Below are 16,764 nucleotides of genomic sequence, written 5' to 3'. Positions count from 1 at the left end.
CCACCGCCGCCGCCGCCGCCGCCACCGCCACCGCCACCGCCGCCGCCGCCGCCGCCACCGCCACCGCCACCGCCACCGCCACCGCCACCGCCACCGCCACCGGCACCGCCGCCACCACTGCCGCCACCGCCGCCACCGCCGCCACCGCCGCCTTGGCCACCGCCGTTGCCGTGACCGCCGCCGTTGCCGTGACCACCGCCGTCACCGTGACCGCCGCCGTCGCCATGGCCGCCACCGTGGCCACCGCCACCTGAAGTACCGCCCCCCGAAGTACCGCCACCGGAAGTGCCGCCGCCCGAAGTGCCGCCGCCCGAAGTGCCGCCGCCCGAAGTGCCGCCGCCCGAAGTGCCGCCACCTGAAGTACCGCCCCCCGAAGTGCCGCCACCCGAAGTGCCGCCACCTGAAGTACCGCCACCCGAAGTACCGCCACCCGAAGTACCGCCACCCGAAGTACCGCCACCAGAAGTACCGCCACCAGAAGTACCGCCACCCGAAGTACCACCCCCTGAAGTACCACCCCCAGAGCCACCGTTGCCGGATGCATTGCCTCCGCGGCCGGTGCCGTTCGTACTGCCTGTTGTTCCGCCTGTCGTTCCGCCGACACCGGCAGGTCCGACGGCGCCGCTCCCGTTGTTGCCGCCGCTCCCGCTCCCATTCCCGGTGCCGCCGCCATTCCCGGTGCCGCCGCCGTTCCCGCTGCCGCCCGCACCGGCGCCGCCATTACCGACGCCCCCGCCGGCGTAAACGTGTACCGCGCACGCGGCCGGATTGGCGGCGCACGGCGATGCGTTCTCGACCAGCGTCATGATGGTGTCCGCGCTGGCATTCGCGCCGGGCGCGGCGTCAGGCGTCGTGTTCTGTGCGACGGCATACGAGCAGCAGCACGCGAACGCGGCCACGGCCAGCAAGGTTGCACGAGGGCGCCGTCCCGCCGCGCGGAACGGTTGTTTCGTTTTATGCATCATGGCCTCCCCATGCGCGCGATGCCTCGTAGCCGCGCGACGATTTACGTGTGGTGCAGGGGGGCGTAAAAGATTCGTTGTCCTATCGTCGGCCGATCGCCTTGGGGCCGACGCTGGACGTCAGCCGTGAACGCGGATCGGCACGCGGGCCCGCCGTGCGAATCTCACTCTGCGAGATTCGTGCCATCGGCCGTTCGGGCCCGTCGTGAAAGGCGGGCGCAGTCGCGTGACCGCGCGTGCAACGCCGTGGGGGAGCGTTTTGTTTCCGGAATGAAACGTCGGGGGCGTCGTTCAGCGTGCCGGCGCGTCGGCCGCGCGTTGCCAGCGGTGGAACAGGATCGATGCGATCCAGCAGACCAGGAACAGCGCGACGATCCCGTAGCCGATCGAGCCGAAGCGTTCGCCGAGCGCATCGAGCGTGTCGCGCACGGGGCCCGTCAGCGACAGCTTGTCGGCCAGCAGCCCGGCCGCCTCGATCCCGCCGATCGCCAGCGCGACGGCCGCCGACACGAACGTGATGCTCGCGTTGTAGAGCAGCTTGCGCTGCGGATCGTCCATCGCCCAGCCGTACGCCTGAATCATCAGCACGTTGTCGGTCGAGTCGATCAGCGTCATGCCGGCGGTGAAAAGCGCGGGAAACAGCATGACCGTATAGACCGGCAGCCCCTGGCTCGCCTGCGCGGCGGCGATCGCGAGCAGGCCGATTTCGGTTGCAGTATCGAAACCGAGCCCGAACAGCACGCCGACCGGATACATGTGCCAGCTCTTCGACACGAACCGGAACAGCGGGCGCAGCAACCGCGAGACGAGCCCGGCGGGACGATGGTCGTGCGCGCCGTCGTGCGTGTGCCCGGACGCGCCGCGATAGCGTCGCCACACGTCGCGCAGGATCATCAGGTTCACGCACGCGAGCACCAGCAGGAAGGTGGCCGATACCGCCGTGCCGATCGTGCCGCCAACCTCGCGGAACGCATCGAACCGGTCGCGCAGCGCGAACGCGGTCAGCGCGATGCCGAGCGTCGCCGCGATCACGATCGTCGAATGACCGAGCGAGAAGAACAGGCCGACGCTCACCGGGCGCTGGCCGTCCTGCATGAGCTTGCGCGTCGCGACGTCGATCGCGGCGATGTGATCCGCGTCGACCGCATGACGCAGCCCGAGCCCGTATGCGATCGCGGCGGTGCCGAGCAGTAGCGGATGGTCGCGCAGCACCGCGAGCGCCCACAGCCAGACGGCGACGTTCGCGGCGATCAGGCCGGCATAGAGAGTCAGCAGGCGGCGCAGGGCAGGAGTGGGCGGCATCGGGCGGGTTCCATCTGACGAATCGCCATCCATTGTGGCACGCGAAAAAAAGCGGCGGCGCGCCGATCGACGAGCCGCGCGCGCGACGCGCGCCGGACGAAAAAAAGCCCGTCCGGGATGAACCGGACGGGCTTTGCGCGCATGCGCCGGAGCGCGAGCGAGCGGCGCTTACTTCACTTTCGCGTTGATCACGGCTTCCGACACGTTCGCGGGCGTTTCCGCGTAATGCTTGAACTCCATCGTGTACGTCGCGCGGCCCTGCGTGGCCGAACGCAGCGACGTCGAATAGCCGAACATCTCCGCGAGCGGCACCTCGGCACGCACCAGCTTGCCGCCGCCGCCCGCGATGTCCTCCATCCCCTGCACGATGCCGCGCCGGCTCGACAGGTCGCCCATCACGTTGCCCATGAAGTCCTCGGGCGTCTCGACCTCGACCGCCATCATCGGCTCGAGCAGCACGGGCTTCGCCTTGCGCATCGCTTCCTTGAACGCCATCGAGCCGGCCATCCGGAACGCGTTTTCGTTCGAGTCGACGTCGTGGTACGAACCGAACGTCAGATGCACCTTCACGTCGACGACCGGGTAGCCCGCGAGCACGCCGCTCTTCAGCGTCTCGGTGATGCCCTTGTCGACGGCCGGGATGAACTCGCGCGGAATCACGCCGCCCTTGATCTCGTCGAGGAACTCGTAGCCCTTGCCCGGGTTCGGCTCCAGCGTGATCACCGCATGGCCGTACTGGCCACGCCCGCCCGACTGCTTGACGAACTTGCCTTCGACGTCGGCCGCCGTCGTGCGCACCGTTTCGCGATACGCGACCTGCGGCTTGCCGACCGTCGCCTCGACGCCGAACTCGCGCTTCATCCGGTCGACCAGGATTTCGAGGTGCAGCTCGCCCATCCCCGAGATGATCGTCTGGCCGGACTCTTCGTCGGTCTGCACGCGGAACGACGGATCTTCCTGCGCGAGACGGTTCAGCGCGAGACCCATCTTTTCCTGGTCGGCCTTCGTCTTCGGCTCGACGGCCTGCGAGATCACCGGCTCCGGGAATTCCATCTTCTCGAGGATGATCGGCTTGGCCGGGTCGCACAGCGTGTCGCCGGTCGTCGCTTCCTTCAGGCCGACCGCCGCCGCGATGTCGCCCGCGCGCACTTCCTTGATTTCCTTGCGCTCGTTCGCGTGCATCTGCAGGATCCGGCCGAGCCGCTCCTTCTTGTCCTTCGTCGCGTTGAGCACCGTGTCGCCCGACTCGACGACGCCCGAATACACGCGGAAGAAGATCAGCTGACCGACGAACGGGTCGGTCATGATCTTGAACGCGAGCGACGAGAACGGCTCGTCGTCGCTCGGATGACGTTCCGCCGGCTTTTCCGGATCGGCGAAGTCGTGGCCGAGGATCGCGGGCACGTCGACCGGCGACGGCAGGTAGTCGATCACCGCGTCGAGCATCGCCTGCACGCCCTTGTTCTTGAACGCGCTGCCGCACAGCATCGGCACGATCTCGTTGGCGATCGTGCGCTGGCGCAGCGCGGCCTTGATTTCGTCCTCGGTCAGCGATTCATGGTCGTGCAGATACTTCTCGAGCAGTTCCTCGCTCGCTTCCGCGGCGGCCTCGACCATCTTCTCGCGCCATTCGTGCGCGAGCTCGACGAGGTTCGCGGGGATGTCCTCGTACGTGAACTTCACGCCCTGGCTTTCGTCGTCCCACACGATCGCCTTCATCTTCACCAGATCGACGACGCCCTGGAAATGATCTTCCGCGCCGATCGGAATCTGGATCGGCACGGCGACGCCTTTCAGGCGCTCGCCGATCTGCTTCTGCACGCGGAAGAAGTCGGCGCCGATCCGGTCCATCTTGTTGACGAACGCGATGCGCGGCACCTTGTACTTGTTCGCCTGGCGCCACACGGTTTCCGATTGCGGCTGCACGCCGCCGACCGAGTCGTAGACCATGCACGCGCCGTCGAGCACGCGCATCGAGCGCTCGACTTCGATCGTGAAGTCGACGTGCCCGGGCGTGTCGATGATGTTGATCCGGTGTTCCGGATAGTTGCCGGCCATGCCCTTCCAGAAGGCCGTGGTCGCCGCCGACGTGATCGTGATGCCGCGTTCCTGCTCCTGCTCCATCCAGTCCATCGTGGCCGCGCCGTCGTGCACTTCACCGATCTTGTGGCTCACGCCGGTGTAAAACAGGATGCGCTCGGTCGTCGTGGTCTTGCCGGCATCGATGTGAGCGCTGATCCCGATATTTCGATAGCGCTCGATGGGGGTTTTGCGGGGCACGTGAACCTCCTGGTGGTTCGGATCGTAAGCGGGCCGGCCGATAGGTGCCGGCCCGGGCTGGAACTAGCGAAATTTAAAGGATAGCGCTTGTCCGTGGCTTTTGCAGATGCGGGCAGCGTGTGCCGAATCAAGGCGGGGAGCGCCGGCGGGCGAAAAAAAAAGCCGGCGCCCGACAGGAAACCATCGGTGGCCGGCTTTTCGGTCGGTGCGCGGGGCGCGGCACGATGCGCGCCGCGCGGGCCGCCGCGGTTACCGGTTACTGGGCCCGCGGCAGGCCGTCGAGCTTCATGCCGGGCTTGATGCCCTTCGCGGCGAACCAGCCCTTGCTCATTTCGAGCGCATAGACGCCGTTGTTGCGCGGGCAGTGGTTGTCGGTCGTCTCCGCGCGCATCTCGTCGATGTCGGTGATCGTGCCGTCCGCGCGGATGAACGCGATCGACAGCGGAATCAGCGTGTTCTTCATCCAGAAGCAGTGCACGGCGTTCTCGTTGAAGACGAACAGCATGCCTTCGTTCGGCGCGAGCTGCGAACGGTACATCAGCCCCTGTTCGCGGTCGGCGTCGTTCGCGGCGACGGCCGCGTCGATCACGTACATGCCGGCGCGCAGCTTCACGCGCGGGAACTCGCTCGGCTGCTTGGCGCCGGGCGGCACTTGCGCGCTGGCGGCCTGCATGCCGAGCGCGAGGACGGCGAGGGCGGCGGGAAACACGGCGGCGCGCGCAAGGCGGCCGAGCGACGAGCGCAGGGAGAATGACACGGCATGGCTCCTGTCTGGAAAACGAGACCCGCATGGTACGCGATGCGCGCCGGCGGGCACAAAAAAGAAAAAGGCAGATCGCCTTGCGGTGATCTGCCTTTCAACGCCGTAAGAACGGCAGGACTGCGTGTTCTTGACTGCGTTATTACAGCCAGCTTGCTTAGTTCGAAGCAGCTGCCGGTGCTGCTGCGTCGCTTGCTGCAGCCTTCTTCGATGCCTTGTGGTGCTTCTTGGCAGCGTGGTGCTTCTTGGCAGCGTGCTTGGCCGGTGCCGAAGCAGCTTCTGCTGCTGCCGGAGCAGCTTCCGGAGCCGAAGCTTGTGCGAAAGCAGCCGTTGCGAAGAGGCCAGCGACCAGAGCGGCGATCAGTTTGTTCATGTTGTGTTCCTCAGCTTTAGTTAATTAACCAAATGACCCGGCAATAGGAGTCATGTCGTCTAACGGTGCCATCCACCTTTCGGTTGACAGACGCTTCGAGAAATTTCTCTTTGCGCTGCGGGCGCCGAATCGTATTCGAATAAAACGTCGCTTTCGTGACGCAAACACGGGTTCGGCTGCCAATGCCGGATAGCTAAGGTTGGCATCTGCGTGGTTTAACGCGCGATCTTCACGGCCGGTTGACGAAAAAGATGACGAAAAATTCGCGTGTCCCGGATGCGTCATCCGGCCGGCGCGAAACCGTCCCACGGCGCGCGCGGCGGCAGCGCGATCGTTTCGCCCGGTGCAATGCCGAGCGCGAATATGTCGAGCGCGCCGATGCCCACGCGCACCAGACGCAACGTCGGGAAGCCGACGGCCGCCGTCATCCGGCGTACCTGCCGGTTCTTGCCCTCGGTGATCGCCAGCTCGATCCACGTGGTCGGGATCGCGGCGCGGTAGCGGATCGGCGGATTGCGCGGCCACAGCGTGTCGGGCGGCTCGATGAATTCGGCGCGGCACGGGCGCGTCACGTAGTCGCCGAGGTCGACGCCGCGTGCGAGCGCCTTCAGATCGGCCGGCCCCGGCGCGCCGTCGACCTGCGCCCAGTAGCGCTTCACCAGCTTGTGGCGCGGCTCCGCGATGCGGGCCTGCAGCGCGCCGTCGTCGGTGAGCAGCAGCAGTCCCTCGCTGTCCGCGTCGAGCCGGCCGGCCGCGTACACGCCGGGCGTTTTTACCCAGTCGCCGAGCGACGGCCGCGTCTCGTGCGCGGAAAACTGGCAAATCGTGCCGAACGGCTTGTTGAGGGCGATCAGGTTCATGGCGGGGCGCCCGCCGGCGCCCCGCACGAAGCGGGGGCGGGCGGTCTATGGCAAATGGCGGAATCTTAATGCATAATACGGAACGGCAAGTCCTCTGTCTTATATAAGACATAAGTGAGGTCTTGATACGCAGTGCCGCGGTTCGCGCCGAAGTGCCCGGTTGGGGCGCTAGAATAGCGGCTCGCTGTTGTCGTCACGGGGTGGCCATGCCGCGCCCCGCCGCGCGCGCAGCTTCGACCAGCATCACCTGCTCAGCCACGTCACTGGAGTCGATCATGCCGTATCAGCACATCAAGGTTCCGGAGGGCGGTGACAAGATCACCGTCAACAAGGACTTCTCGCTCAACGTTTCCGATCAGCCGATCATTCCCTATATCGAAGGCGACGGTACGGGCTTCGATATCACGCCGGTCATGATCAAGGTCGTCGACGCGGCGGTCGCGCATGCGTACAAGGGCCAGCGCAAGATCCACTGGATGGAGATCTTCGCGGGCGAGAAGGCGACCAAGGTGTACGGTCCGGACGTGTGGTTGCCGGACGAAACGCTGCAGGTGCTGAAGGAATACGTGGTGTCGATCAAGGGGCCGCTCACGACCCCGGTCGGCGGCGGCATCCGTTCGCTGAACGTCGCGCTGCGCCAGGAGCTTGATCTCTACGTGTGCCTGCGCCCGGTCCAGTACTTCAAGGGCGTGCCGTCGCCGGTGCGCGAGCCGCAGAAGATCGACATGGTGATCTTCCGCGAGAACTCGGAAGACATCTACGCGGGCATCGAATGGGCTGCGGGCTCCGAGCAGGCGAAGAAGGTGATCAAATTCCTGCAGGACGAGATGGGCGTGAAGAAGATCCGCTTCCCGGAAACCTCGGGGATCGGCGTGAAGCCCGTGTCGACCGAAGGCACCGAGCGCCTCGTGCGCAAGGCGATCCAGTATGCGATCGACAACGATCGCAAGTCGGTCACGCTGGTGCACAAGGGCAACATCATGAAGTTCACGGAAGGCCTGTTCCGTGACGCCGGCTACGCGCTCGCGCAGAAGGAATTCGGCGGCGAGCTGATCGACGGCGGCCCGTGGATGCGCGTGAAGAACCCGAAGACGGGCAACGAGATCGTGATCAAGGATTCGATCGCCGATGCTTTCCTGCAGCAGATCCTGCTGCGCCCGGCCGAATACGACGTGATCGCGACGCTAAACCTGAACGGCGACTACATCTCCGACGCACTGGCCGCGCAGGTCGGCGGCATCGGGATCGCGCCGGGCGCGAACCTGTCGGATTCGGTCGCGATGTTCGAGGCGACGCACGGCACGGCGCCGAAGTACGCGGGCAAGGATTACGTGAACCCGGGTTCCGAAATCCTGTCGGCGGAAATGATGCTGCGCCACCTCGGCTGGACGGAAGCAGCCGACACGATCATCGCCGCGATGGAGAAGTCGATCCTGCAGAAGCGCGTCACGTACGATTTCGCGCGGCTGATGGAAGGTGCGACGCAGGTGTCGTGCTCCGGCTTCGGCGAAGTGCTGATCGAGAACATGTAAGACCCCTTCCGGGGTGAGCCGGCAGGTTGCCGGCCGCCCCGGCGCTGACTGCCGGCGCCGGAGCGTTTCATGGATGGCAGGTTTGTTGGCAGGGTGGCCCGGCATGCGGGCCGCGGCGCCGCGAGGCGGCCGCATGCCCTGCAAGGTAGAACATGACGGCCCTCGCAACACCACCGCCCGGCTGAGCCGGCGCACCCCTTTCGCGATCGACCCGGTCGCTCCCCGCCGGTTACCGCCGGCGCTCCTCAGTCCCATCATCACGTAGCAATGCTTTGACCACCATGTCCACTTCGCCCAAGATCATCTACACCCTCACCGACGAAGCGCCGGCGCTCGCGACCTATTCGCTGCTGCCGATCGTCAAGGCCTTCACGCGTTCGTCCGGCGTCGCCGTCGAAACGCGCGACATCTCGCTCGCCGGCCGCATCATCGCGGCATTCGCAGACGTCCTGCCGTCGGAGCAGAAGGGTTCCGACGATCTGGCCGAGCTGGGCCAGCTCACGCTGAAGCCGGAAGCGAACATCATCAAGCTGCCGAACATCAGCGCATCGGTGCCGCAGCTGAAGGCCGCGATCGCCGAACTGCAGGCGCAGGGCTATGCGCTGCCGGCCTATCCGGAAGATCCGTCGACGGACGAAGAGAAGGCCGTCAAGGCGCGCTACGACAAGATCAAGGGCAGCGCGGTGAACCCGGTGCTGCGCGAAGGCAACTCCGACCGCCGCGCGCCGCTGTCGGTCAAGAACTACGCACGCAAGCATCCGCACAAGATGGGCGCGTGGAAGGCCACGTCGAAGGCGCACGTCGCGCACATGACCGAAGGCGACTTCTACGGCAGCGAGAAGTCGGCGCTGATCGCCGATGCCGGCAGCGTGAAGATCGAACTGACGACCACCGACGGCGCGAAGAAGGTGCTGAAGGAAAAGACGGCCGTGAAGGCCGGTGAAGTGATCGACGCGTCGGTGATGAGCCGCAACGCGCTGCGCAGCTTCATCGAGGCGCAGATCGCCGACGCGAAGGCGCAGGACGTGCTGTTCTCGGTGCACCTGAAGGCGACCATGATGAAGGTCTCGGACCCGATCCTGTTCGGTCACTTCGTGTCGGTGTTCTACCGCGACGCGCTCGCGAAGCACGCGGACGTGCTGGCGAAGGTCGGCTTCAACCCGAACAACGGGATCGGCGACCTGTACGCGCGCCTGAAGGATCTGCCGGCCGACACGCGTGAAGCGATCGAAGCCGACGTCAAGGCCGAGTACGCGGTGCGCCCGCGTCTCGCGATGGTCAACTCGGACAAGGGCATCACGAACCTGCACGTGCCGAGCGACGTGATCGTCGACGCATCGATGCCGGCGATGATCCGCGATTCGGGCGGCATGTGGGGCCCGGACGGCCAGCTGTACGACGCGAAGGCCGTGATTCCGGACCGCTGCTACGCGGGCGTGTACCAGGCCGTGATCGAGGACTGCAAGCAGCACGGCGCGTTCGATCCGGTCACGATGGGCAGCGTGCCGAACGTCGGCCTGATGGCGCAGGCGGCCGAGGAATACGGTTCGCATGACAAGACGTTCCAGATTCCGGCGGACGGCGTCGTGCGCGTCACCGACGAAGCCGGCAACGTGCTGCTCGAGCACGCGGTCGAGGCAGGCGACATCTGGCGCATGTGCCAGACGAAGGACGCACCGGTGCAGGACTGGGTCAAGCTCGCGGTCAACCGCGCCCGCGCGACCGGCGCGCCGGCCGTGTTCTGGCTCGATCCGGCGCGCGCGCACGATGCGCAGATCATCGCGAAGGTCGAGCGCTACCTGAAGGATCACGACACGAACGGCCTCGACATCCGCATCATGACGCCGCAAGATGCGACCCGCTTCTCGCTCGAGCGCATCCGTGCGGGCAAGGACACGATCTCGGTCACGGGCAACGTGCTGCGCGACTACCTGACCGACCTGTTCCCGATCATGGAACTGGGCACCAGCGCGAAGATGCTGTCGATCGTGCCGCTGATGGCCGGCGGCGGGATGTTCGAAACGGGTGCGGGCGGCTCCGCGCCGAAGCACGTGCAGCAGTTCGTCGAGGAAGGCTTCCTGCGCTGGGATTCGCTCGGCGAATTCCTCGCGCTGGCCGCGTCGCTCGAACATCTGGGCAACGCGTACCAGAACCCGAAGGCGCTCGTGCTCGCGAAGACGCTCGACCAGGCGACCGGCAAGTTCCTGGACGAGAACAAGTCGCCGGCGCGCAAGGTCGGCGGCCTCGACAACCGCGGCAGCCACTTCTACCTGTGCCTGTACTGGGCGCAGGCGCTCGCCGAGCAGACCGAGGACGCCGCGCTGAAGGCGCAGTTCGAAGGCGTGGCGAAGGCGCTGTCCGAGAACGAAGCGCGCATCCTGGAAGAACTGGCGGCCGCGCAAGGCAAGCCGCAGGCGATCGGCGGCTACTACCGTCCGAACGTCGAGCTGACGAGCCAGGCGATGCGCCCGAGCGCGACGCTGAACGGCATCGTCGACGCGGTCGCCTGACGCCGGCCGCGCGATCGCGCGAGCCCGTGCACGGGCCGGCGCGGCGGAGCGAACCATTCGCCGCCCGGCACACAAGAAAAACGCCCCGGTCGCCCGGGGCGTTTGTCGTTGCAGGCGTGTCATTCAGACGTGAACGATTTCCCATTCGGCGATTTCGTCCGGCACTTCGAGCGTGGCCGTGTCCAGTTCGGAAGGCTGCGCGCAGTCGCCGCGGGAAATGCGATCGGCCGCGACTTCCGGGCACGAGAACGCGCCGAGCGAAGCGTTGCCGAACGTCGCTTCCCAGCCGCCGTTTGTCGGCAGGATGTAGAACGACCCGAGCGCTGAACCAAAGCGAAATCCCTTCATTTCCGTTCTCCCTTTCTGATCACCAGCGATTCCGTTGTGCCGCCTGCCGGCTTGGCCGGCTGTGGCCCGACTGATTGCTTGCGCCGGATTCCGTATCGAACGTCGCGGCGAAGCGTCAGTGCATGGAACAAAGTCTACGTCCGCGACCCGGTCGGATGGTGCATGTAGAACGGCTTCTCAAAACAAAAAATAACCACTAAAAACAATGAGTTATTTTCATCGTTTTGTATGGCGGAACGTTTTTCGGCATCGCGAAACGGGAAATTGGTGCCCTGCACCACGAATTTTTATAAAGCAGTGACTTGTTCCGCATCGTGAAAAATCGGCGAATTTCCGGATCGTCGATACGGCGGGGCGAGCGCGGTGCGCGAGCGGAAGGCGCGAAAGGGGCGGCAGCCGAGGGGCCGTGGCCGCCGAAGCGCCGGGCGACGATCGCCGTCGTGGCGCCGTATCCGGCGCGGTAGCCGTGCTTGCTGCGGCGTATCGCCGCCCGCTTGGCGATGGCGTTTTTCGATCCGGCCCTGCGGGTATGATGACGCGACCGCCGCGTCTGTCGCGCGCACTGCATGAATAACGAGGATCGATTGATGAGACGGAGAACCTTCCTGTCGCGCGCCATCGGCGTCGCGAGCGCGTCACTGTTCGCGCGCACTGCGTGGGCGCAGCATGCCGGTCATGCCGGCATGGCCGGCATGGATTCGATGGACGACATGCCGGGCATGTCGGGTATGTCAGGGATGTCGGCGCACGCGCAGCACGGCAAGCCCGCGCCGGCCGCGCTCGCGGCCGCGGACGCGCTGCCGGCCGGCGCGCCGCTCGCCACGTTGCGCACGCTGGCGAACGAAAGCCGCGAGCCCGGCACGTTCCGGGCGACGCTGGTCGCTCAACCGGTGGCGCGACCGCTGCTGCGCGGCGCGCGGCCGACGACGTTCTGGCAGTTCGGCGCGGGCACGCAAGGCCCGGTCGTCGGCCCGCTGATCGACGTGCGCGAGGGCGATACGGTCGAGATCCGGTTCGTGAACAAGCTGCCGCAGCCGTCGACGATCCACTGGCACGGCCTGCCCGTGCCGCCCGACCAGGACGGCAACCCGTCGGATCCGGTCGCGCCCGGCGCGTCGCGCGTGTATCGCTTCACGCTGCCGAAGGGGAGCGCCGGCACGTACTGGTACCACCCGCATCCGCACATGATGACGGCCGAGCAGGTGTTCCGCGGGCTGGCCGGCCCGCTCGTCGTGCGCGCCGCGGACGATCCGCTTGCCGGCTGGCCCGAGCGCCACCTGTTCGTGTCGGACCTGAAGCTTGCCCGCGACGGCACGATCGCGCCGAACGACATGATGGACTGGATGAACGGTCGGGAAGGTCAATTCGTGCTCGTCAACGGCGCGCGCCGGCCGCGTATCGACATCGCCGGCGACGAGCGCTGGCGGGTGTGGAACGCGTGCAGCGCACGCTATCTGCGCATCGCGTTCGACGACGGTCGTGCGTTCGAGCATGCAGGCACCGACGGCGGCTTGTTCGACGCGCCGCGGCGCGTGACGTCGCTGCTGATTGCGCCGGGCGAGCGCGCGGAACTGCTGGTGCGCGCCGGCGACCGTGCGTCACGCGCGGTGCTGCAGGCAGCCGAGTACGACCGTCGCAAGATGGCGATGTCGCACGACGGCGGCCACGGCAGCCTGCCGCCCGATCCGGCGCTGGCGCTGGCCGATGTGGCATTCGCGCCCGCCGAGGCCCGCGCGCTGCCTGCCACGCTGCGCGCGGTGCCGCCGCTGGGCGAACCGGTCGCGCACAAGACGGTCGCGTTCGGCGAGGAAATGGACATGGACGCGATGATGAAGGGCGGCGCGCACGGCCGCCCGGCGGGCATGCGCTTCACGATCAACGGCGACACTTACGCGCCGCACCGCGCGACCCTGACGAGCCGCCGCGGCGACGTCGAGCGCTGGGAGATCCGCAATACGACGGACATGGATCACCCGTTCCACGTGCACGGCACGCAGTTCCAGGTGATCGAGGGGGCGTCGGGTGGGTCACGCACGAGCGAACCTTTCCGCGCATGGCGGGATACGGTGAACGTGCGCAGCGGCGAAACGGTGTCGATCCTGGTCACGCAAGACATGCCCGGCGAGCGCATGTTTCACTGCCACATTCTCGAACACGAGGATCTCGGCATGATGGGCACGCTGAAGGTCGTGTAACGAAGCGGCGAATGTGTTTCACGTGCAGATTCGATATCCGACCTGCATGCGTGACGAGACAATGCGTGTTCAATTATCGGGATTGAACGAAAAGGCCGGCCAATCGATTATCGATGGGCCGGCCTCAAAAAAAGAAACCCGGCGCCGTGCGCCGGGTTTCTTCGTCCGATATCCGACGCCTTATGCGGCCTGGATGTTCGACGCTTGCTTGCCCTTCGGTCCTTGAACGACGTCAAAGCTCACCTTCTGGCCTTCCTTCAGCGTCTTGAAGCCATTCATGGTGATAGCCGAGAAGTGCGCAAACAGATCCTCACCGCCCTCGTCGGGAGTGATGAAACCGAAGCCCTTCGCGTCGTTGAACCACTTAACGATACCAGTTGCCATTTTCCTACTTCCCCTGTCACACAGTCGCTGCTACTTACCACGAGCACGCTCGAAAAGCTAAACGACCAAAATCCGGTCGTTCCCCCCTCACAAGCTCACCTCGGCCTCTTTCGTTTCGCCAATCGGCAAATTGAAAAAAGTGCCAGCTTGATTGTTGGCGCTCTTTATTGGAGTGTCAAGTGGAATTTTTAGACGTTTAGAGGGTCGTTGTAAAGAACCCATTTTCAGGGTTTTTCCGGCTTTGCTTCGCAACATGCGGCCAAGCGCGCGGGCTTGAAAAGCCGCATAATCGGCTCATATACCAGGCTCGAGTGACACGCGTTCGAGTCGTCCCGGCTTGTGGGATACTGGATGCGGACACGACGTTCCGGTGCGAATCCCCCAGACGGTTCGTGTTCCGCGCCATGCGTGAAAGCCGGCACCGCAGCCGGCTTTCGTATGGCGCGAAGGCGGTCGTGTGTTCCGGGATACCGGGGAGGGCGCCGGCCGGTCGGTCGGGTAATGGCAGGATTGCGGGCCTGTCCGAGTTGTTTAGAATGGGTGTATGGCGATTATCCCGGACAAGCAGGACAGTACCGTCCTGGAACGCAAGCAGCAGAAGCTCAAGCCGCCTTCGATGTACAAGGTGGTGCTGCTGAACGACGACTTCACGCCGATGGAGTTCGTCGTGATGGTGGTCCAGGAGTATTTCAAGAAGGATCGCGAGACGGCCACGCAGATCATGCTGAAGGTCCATCGCGAAGGGCGAGGGGTATGTGGGGTCTATACGCGGGACATCGCGTCGACCAAGGTTGAGCAAGTCGTTACCCATGCGCGGCAGGCAGGGCATCCGCTGCAGTGCGTGATGGAGGAAGCATGATTGCCCAGGAATTGGAAGTCAGCCTGCACATGGCGTTCATGGAAGCACGCCAGGCGCGCCATGAGTTCATTACGGTCGAGCATCTGCTGCTGGCCCTGCTGGATAATCCGACGGCGGCCGAGGTGTTGCGCGCGTGCGCGGCAAACATCGAGGATCTGCGTCAGAACCTGCGCAATTTCATCCACGACAACACACCTACCGTCCCGGGCACCGACGATGTCGATACCCAGCCGACGCTCGGTTTCCAGCGCGTGATCCAGCGCGCGATCATGCACGTCCAGTCGACGTCGAACGGCAAGAAGGAAGTGACCGGCGCGAACGTGCTGGTCGCGATCTTCGGCGAGAAGGATTCGCACGCCGTGTACTACCTGCAGCAGCAGGGCGTCACGCGCCTCGACGTGGTGAACTTCATTTCGCACGGCATCGCGAAGACGAACAGCGGCGAAGCCGCGAAGTCGACCGACGCGAATGCGGAAAGCGAAGACGCGAATGCGCAGAAGGAAACCCCGCTCGCGCAGTTCACGCAGAACCTGAACCAGATGGCGAAGGACGGCCGCATCGATCCGTTGATCGGTCGCGAGCCCGAGGTCGAGCGCGTCGTGCAGGTGCTGTGTCGTCGCCGCAAGAACAATCCGCTGCTCGTCGGCGAAGCCGGCGTCGGCAAGACCGCGATCGCCGAAGGGCTCGCGTATCGCATCACGCGCGGCGAGGTGCCGGACATCCTCGCGAACGCGCAGGTGTACTCGCTCGACATGGGCGCGCTGTTGGCGGGCACCAAGTATCGCGGCGATTTCGAGCAACGTCTGAAGACGGTGCTGAAGGAGCTCAAGGAGCGCCCGCACGCGATCCTGTTCATCGACGAAATCCATACGCTGATCGGCGCGGGCGCCGCGTCCGGCGGCACGCTCGACGCGTCGAACCTGCTGAAGCCGGCGTTGTCGTCGGGCACGCTCAAGTGCATCGGCGCGACCACGTTCACCGAGTATCGCGGCATCTTCGAGAAGGACGCGGCGTTGTCGCGGCGCTTCCAGAAGGTCGACGTGACGGAGCCGAGCGTCGAGCAGACGGTCGCGATCCTGCGCGGGCTGAAGTCGCGCTTCGAGGAGCACCACGGCGTGAAGTATTCGTCGGGTGCGCTGTCGGCCGCGGCCGAGTTGTCGGCGCGCTTCATCACCGACCGCCACCTGCCGGACAAGGCGATCGACGTGATCGACGAGGCGGGCGCCGCGCAGCGCATCCTGCCGAAGTCGAAGCAGAAGAAGACGATCGGCAAGGGCGAGATCGAGGAAATCATCTCGAAGATCGCGCGCGTGCCGGCGCAAAGCGTGTCGCAGGACGATCGCAGCAAGCTGCAGACGCTCGATCGCGACCTCAAGAGCGTCGTGTTCGGCCAGGATCCGGCGATCGACGCGCTCGCGGCCTCGATCAAGATGGCGCGCGCGGGCCTCGGCAAGATGGACAAGCCGATCGGTGCGTTCCTGTTCTCCGGCCCGACGGGCGTCGGCAAGACCGAAGTGGCGCGCCAGCTCGCGTTCACGCTCGGCATCGAGCTGATCCGCTTCGACATGTCGGAATACATGGAGCGTCACGCGGTGAGCCGGCTGATCGGCGCGCCGCCGGGCTACGTCGGGTTCGACCAGGGTGGCCTGTTGACCGAAGCCGTCACGAAGAAGCCGCATTGCGTGCTGCTGCTCGACGAAATCGAGAAGGCGCATCCGGACATCTTCAACGTGCTGCTTCAGGTGATGGACCACGGCACGCTGACGGACAACAACGGCCGCAAGGCGGACTTCCGCAACGTCATCATCATCATGACGACGAACGCGGGCGCCGAGTCGATGCAAAAGGCGACGATCGGCTTCACGACGCGCCGCGAAACCGGCGACGAGATGACCGACATCAAGCGCCTGTTCACGCCGGAGTTCCGCAATCGGCTGGATGCGATCATCAGCTTCCGCTCGCTCGATGAGGAAATCATCATGCGCGTGGTCGACAAGTTCCTGATCCAGCTCGAGGAACAGCTGCACGAGAAGAAGGTCGACGCGCTCTTCACCGACGCGTTGCGCAAGCATCTCGCGAAGCACGGCTTCGACCCGCTGATGGGCGCGCGCCCGATGCAGCGGTTGATCCAGGACACGATCCGCCGTGCGCTGGCCGACGAGCTGCTGTTCGGCAAGCTGCTGAACGGCGGCCACGTGACGGTCGACGTCGACGAAAGTGACAAGGTGCAGTTGTCGTTCGACAAGCTGGCGAATCCGCCGCACAAGCCGAACGAAGAGACGGTCGAAGTCGAGTAAGCGATAATTCGTTGTTCATGCGAACGGCGCGGGAAGTTCTCCGCGCCGTTTCGTTTTATTCGGCGCCGGCGGCGCGATGGTGGTGCAGGGGAGTGGTAACGC

General features: G+C 65.5%; 13 protein-coding genes. 6 read left to right on the top strand and 7 right to left on the bottom strand.

Annotation, left to right across the window (positions count from 1 at the left end):
* A partial coding sequence (locus CFB89_RS35760) for a hypothetical protein (protein ID WP_179233426.1) occupies positions 1-254 on the top strand: 254 nt, incomplete at its 5' end.
* 999 nt (positions 255-1,253) lie between these two features.
* Here the strand turns inward: CFB89_RS35760 and CFB89_RS13190 are convergent.
* The 5 genes from CFB89_RS13190 to CFB89_RS13170 all read right to left on the bottom strand — a co-directional run bounded on the left by CFB89_RS13190 (position 1,254) and on the right by CFB89_RS13170 (position 6,537).
* Complete coding sequence (locus tag CFB89_RS13190) at positions 1,254-2,264, bottom strand: HoxN/HupN/NixA family nickel/cobalt transporter (RefSeq protein WP_179233425.1); 1,011 nt, start codon at positions 2,262-2,264, stop codon at positions 1,254-1,256.
* Between the two features lie 168 nt (positions 2,265-2,432).
* Positions 2,433-4,544 (bottom strand): elongation factor G, encoded by a 2,112-nt coding sequence (fusA, locus tag CFB89_RS13185; protein WP_023477042.1) that lies wholly within the window; start codon positions 4,542-4,544, stop codon positions 2,433-2,435.
* Between the two features lie 256 nt (positions 4,545-4,800).
* Entirely contained in the window at positions 4,801-5,301 is a 501-nt protein-coding gene (locus CFB89_RS13180; protein ID WP_089468253.1) for a DUF192 domain-containing protein, read from the bottom strand.
* A gap of 160 nt (positions 5,302-5,461) precedes the next feature.
* A complete protein-coding gene (locus tag CFB89_RS13175; protein WP_011352970.1) occupies positions 5,462-5,677 on the bottom strand; it encodes a hypothetical protein in 216 nt (71 codons plus the stop codon).
* Between the two features lie 281 nt (positions 5,678-5,958).
* Positions 5,959-6,537, bottom strand: a complete 579-nt coding sequence (locus CFB89_RS13170; RefSeq protein WP_006490892.1) for a pseudouridine synthase — start codon at positions 6,535-6,537, stop codon at positions 5,959-5,961.
* A 275-nt stretch (positions 6,538-6,812) separates the two neighbouring features.
* Between CFB89_RS13170 and icd the strand changes: the two genes are divergently transcribed.
* Both icd and CFB89_RS13160 read left to right on the top strand, forming a co-directional pair.
* On the top strand, positions 6,813-8,069 hold the full coding sequence (gene icd, locus CFB89_RS13165) for an NADP-dependent isocitrate dehydrogenase (protein WP_039368210.1): 1,257 nt from the start codon (positions 6,813-6,815) through the stop codon (positions 8,067-8,069).
* Between the two features lie 281 nt (positions 8,070-8,350).
* Positions 8,351-10,579, top strand: a complete 2,229-nt coding sequence (locus tag CFB89_RS13160) for an NADP-dependent isocitrate dehydrogenase (protein ID WP_089468252.1) — start codon at positions 8,351-8,353, stop codon at positions 10,577-10,579.
* A 123-nt stretch (positions 10,580-10,702) separates the two neighbouring features.
* On the opposite strand, the gene CFB89_RS13155 is transcribed toward CFB89_RS13160, so the two are convergent.
* Entirely contained in the window at positions 10,703-10,927 is a 225-nt protein-coding gene (locus CFB89_RS13155; RefSeq protein WP_089468251.1) for a hypothetical protein, read from the bottom strand.
* Positions 10,928-11,514: 587 nt separating this feature from the next.
* On the opposite strand from CFB89_RS13155, the gene CFB89_RS13150 reads away from it, so the two are divergent.
* The gene (locus CFB89_RS13150) at positions 11,515-13,122 is read left to right on the top strand and encodes a multicopper oxidase family protein (RefSeq protein WP_089468250.1); all 1,608 of its coding nucleotides are present in this window, start codon (positions 11,515-11,517) and stop codon (positions 13,120-13,122) included.
* A 180-nt stretch (positions 13,123-13,302) separates the two neighbouring features.
* On the opposite strand, the gene CFB89_RS13145 is transcribed toward CFB89_RS13150, so the two are convergent.
* A complete protein-coding gene (locus CFB89_RS13145) occupies positions 13,303-13,506 on the bottom strand; it encodes a cold-shock protein (protein WP_006478030.1) in 204 nt (67 codons plus the stop codon).
* A 544-nt stretch (positions 13,507-14,050) separates the two neighbouring features.
* Between CFB89_RS13145 and clpS the strand changes: the two genes are divergently transcribed.
* Together clpS and clpA are read left to right on the top strand one after the other, a co-directional pair.
* A complete protein-coding gene (gene clpS, locus CFB89_RS13140) occupies positions 14,051-14,365 on the top strand; it encodes an ATP-dependent Clp protease adapter ClpS (protein ID WP_006398529.1) in 315 nt (104 codons plus the stop codon).
* Positions 14,362-16,662 carry an ATP-dependent Clp protease ATP-binding subunit ClpA gene (gene clpA, locus CFB89_RS13135; RefSeq protein WP_069620437.1) on the top strand — a complete coding sequence of 767 codons (2,301 nt, stop codon included), beginning with the start codon at positions 14,362-14,364 and terminating at the stop codon, positions 16,660-16,662. Before clpS ends, clpA begins: the two co-directional genes overlap by 4 nt.
* Positions 16,663-16,764 lie beyond the last annotated feature (102 nt).

The organism is Burkholderia sp. AU16741 (assembly GCF_002223345.1).
Classification (GTDB): domain Bacteria; phylum Pseudomonadota; class Gammaproteobacteria; order Burkholderiales; family Burkholderiaceae; genus Burkholderia; species Burkholderia sola.
This window is presented reverse-complemented; position numbering and strand designations above follow the sequence as displayed.

Coding starts and splice junctions, on each gene's coding strand:
- clpA (WP_069620437.1), top strand. CDS start 14,362: ATGATTGCCCAGGAATTGGAAGTCAGCCTGCACATGGCGTTCATGGAA.
- CFB89_RS13150 (WP_089468250.1), top strand. CDS start 11,515: ATGAGACGGAGAACCTTCCTGTCGCGCGCCATCGGCGTCGCGAGCGCG.
- CFB89_RS13175 (WP_011352970.1), bottom strand. CDS start 5,677: ATGAACAAACTGATCGCCGCTCTGGTCGCTGGCCTCTTCGCAACGGCT.
- CFB89_RS13160 (WP_089468252.1), top strand. CDS start 8,351: ATGTCCACTTCGCCCAAGATCATCTACACCCTCACCGACGAAGCGCCG.
- CFB89_RS13190 (WP_179233425.1), bottom strand. CDS start 2,264: ATGCCGCCCACTCCTGCCCTGCGCCGCCTGCTGACTCTCTATGCCGGC.
- clpS (WP_006398529.1), top strand. CDS start 14,051: ATGGCGATTATCCCGGACAAGCAGGACAGTACCGTCCTGGAACGCAAG.
- CFB89_RS13170 (WP_006490892.1), bottom strand. CDS start 6,537: ATGAACCTGATCGCCCTCAACAAGCCGTTCGGCACGATTTGCCAGTTT.
- CFB89_RS13145 (WP_006478030.1), bottom strand. CDS start 13,506: ATGGCAACTGGTATCGTTAAGTGGTTCAACGACGCGAAGGGCTTCGGT.
- icd (WP_039368210.1), top strand. CDS start 6,813: ATGCCGTATCAGCACATCAAGGTTCCGGAGGGCGGTGACAAGATCACC.
- CFB89_RS13155 (WP_089468251.1), bottom strand. CDS start 10,927: ATGAAGGGATTTCGCTTTGGTTCAGCGCTCGGGTCGTTCTACATCCTG.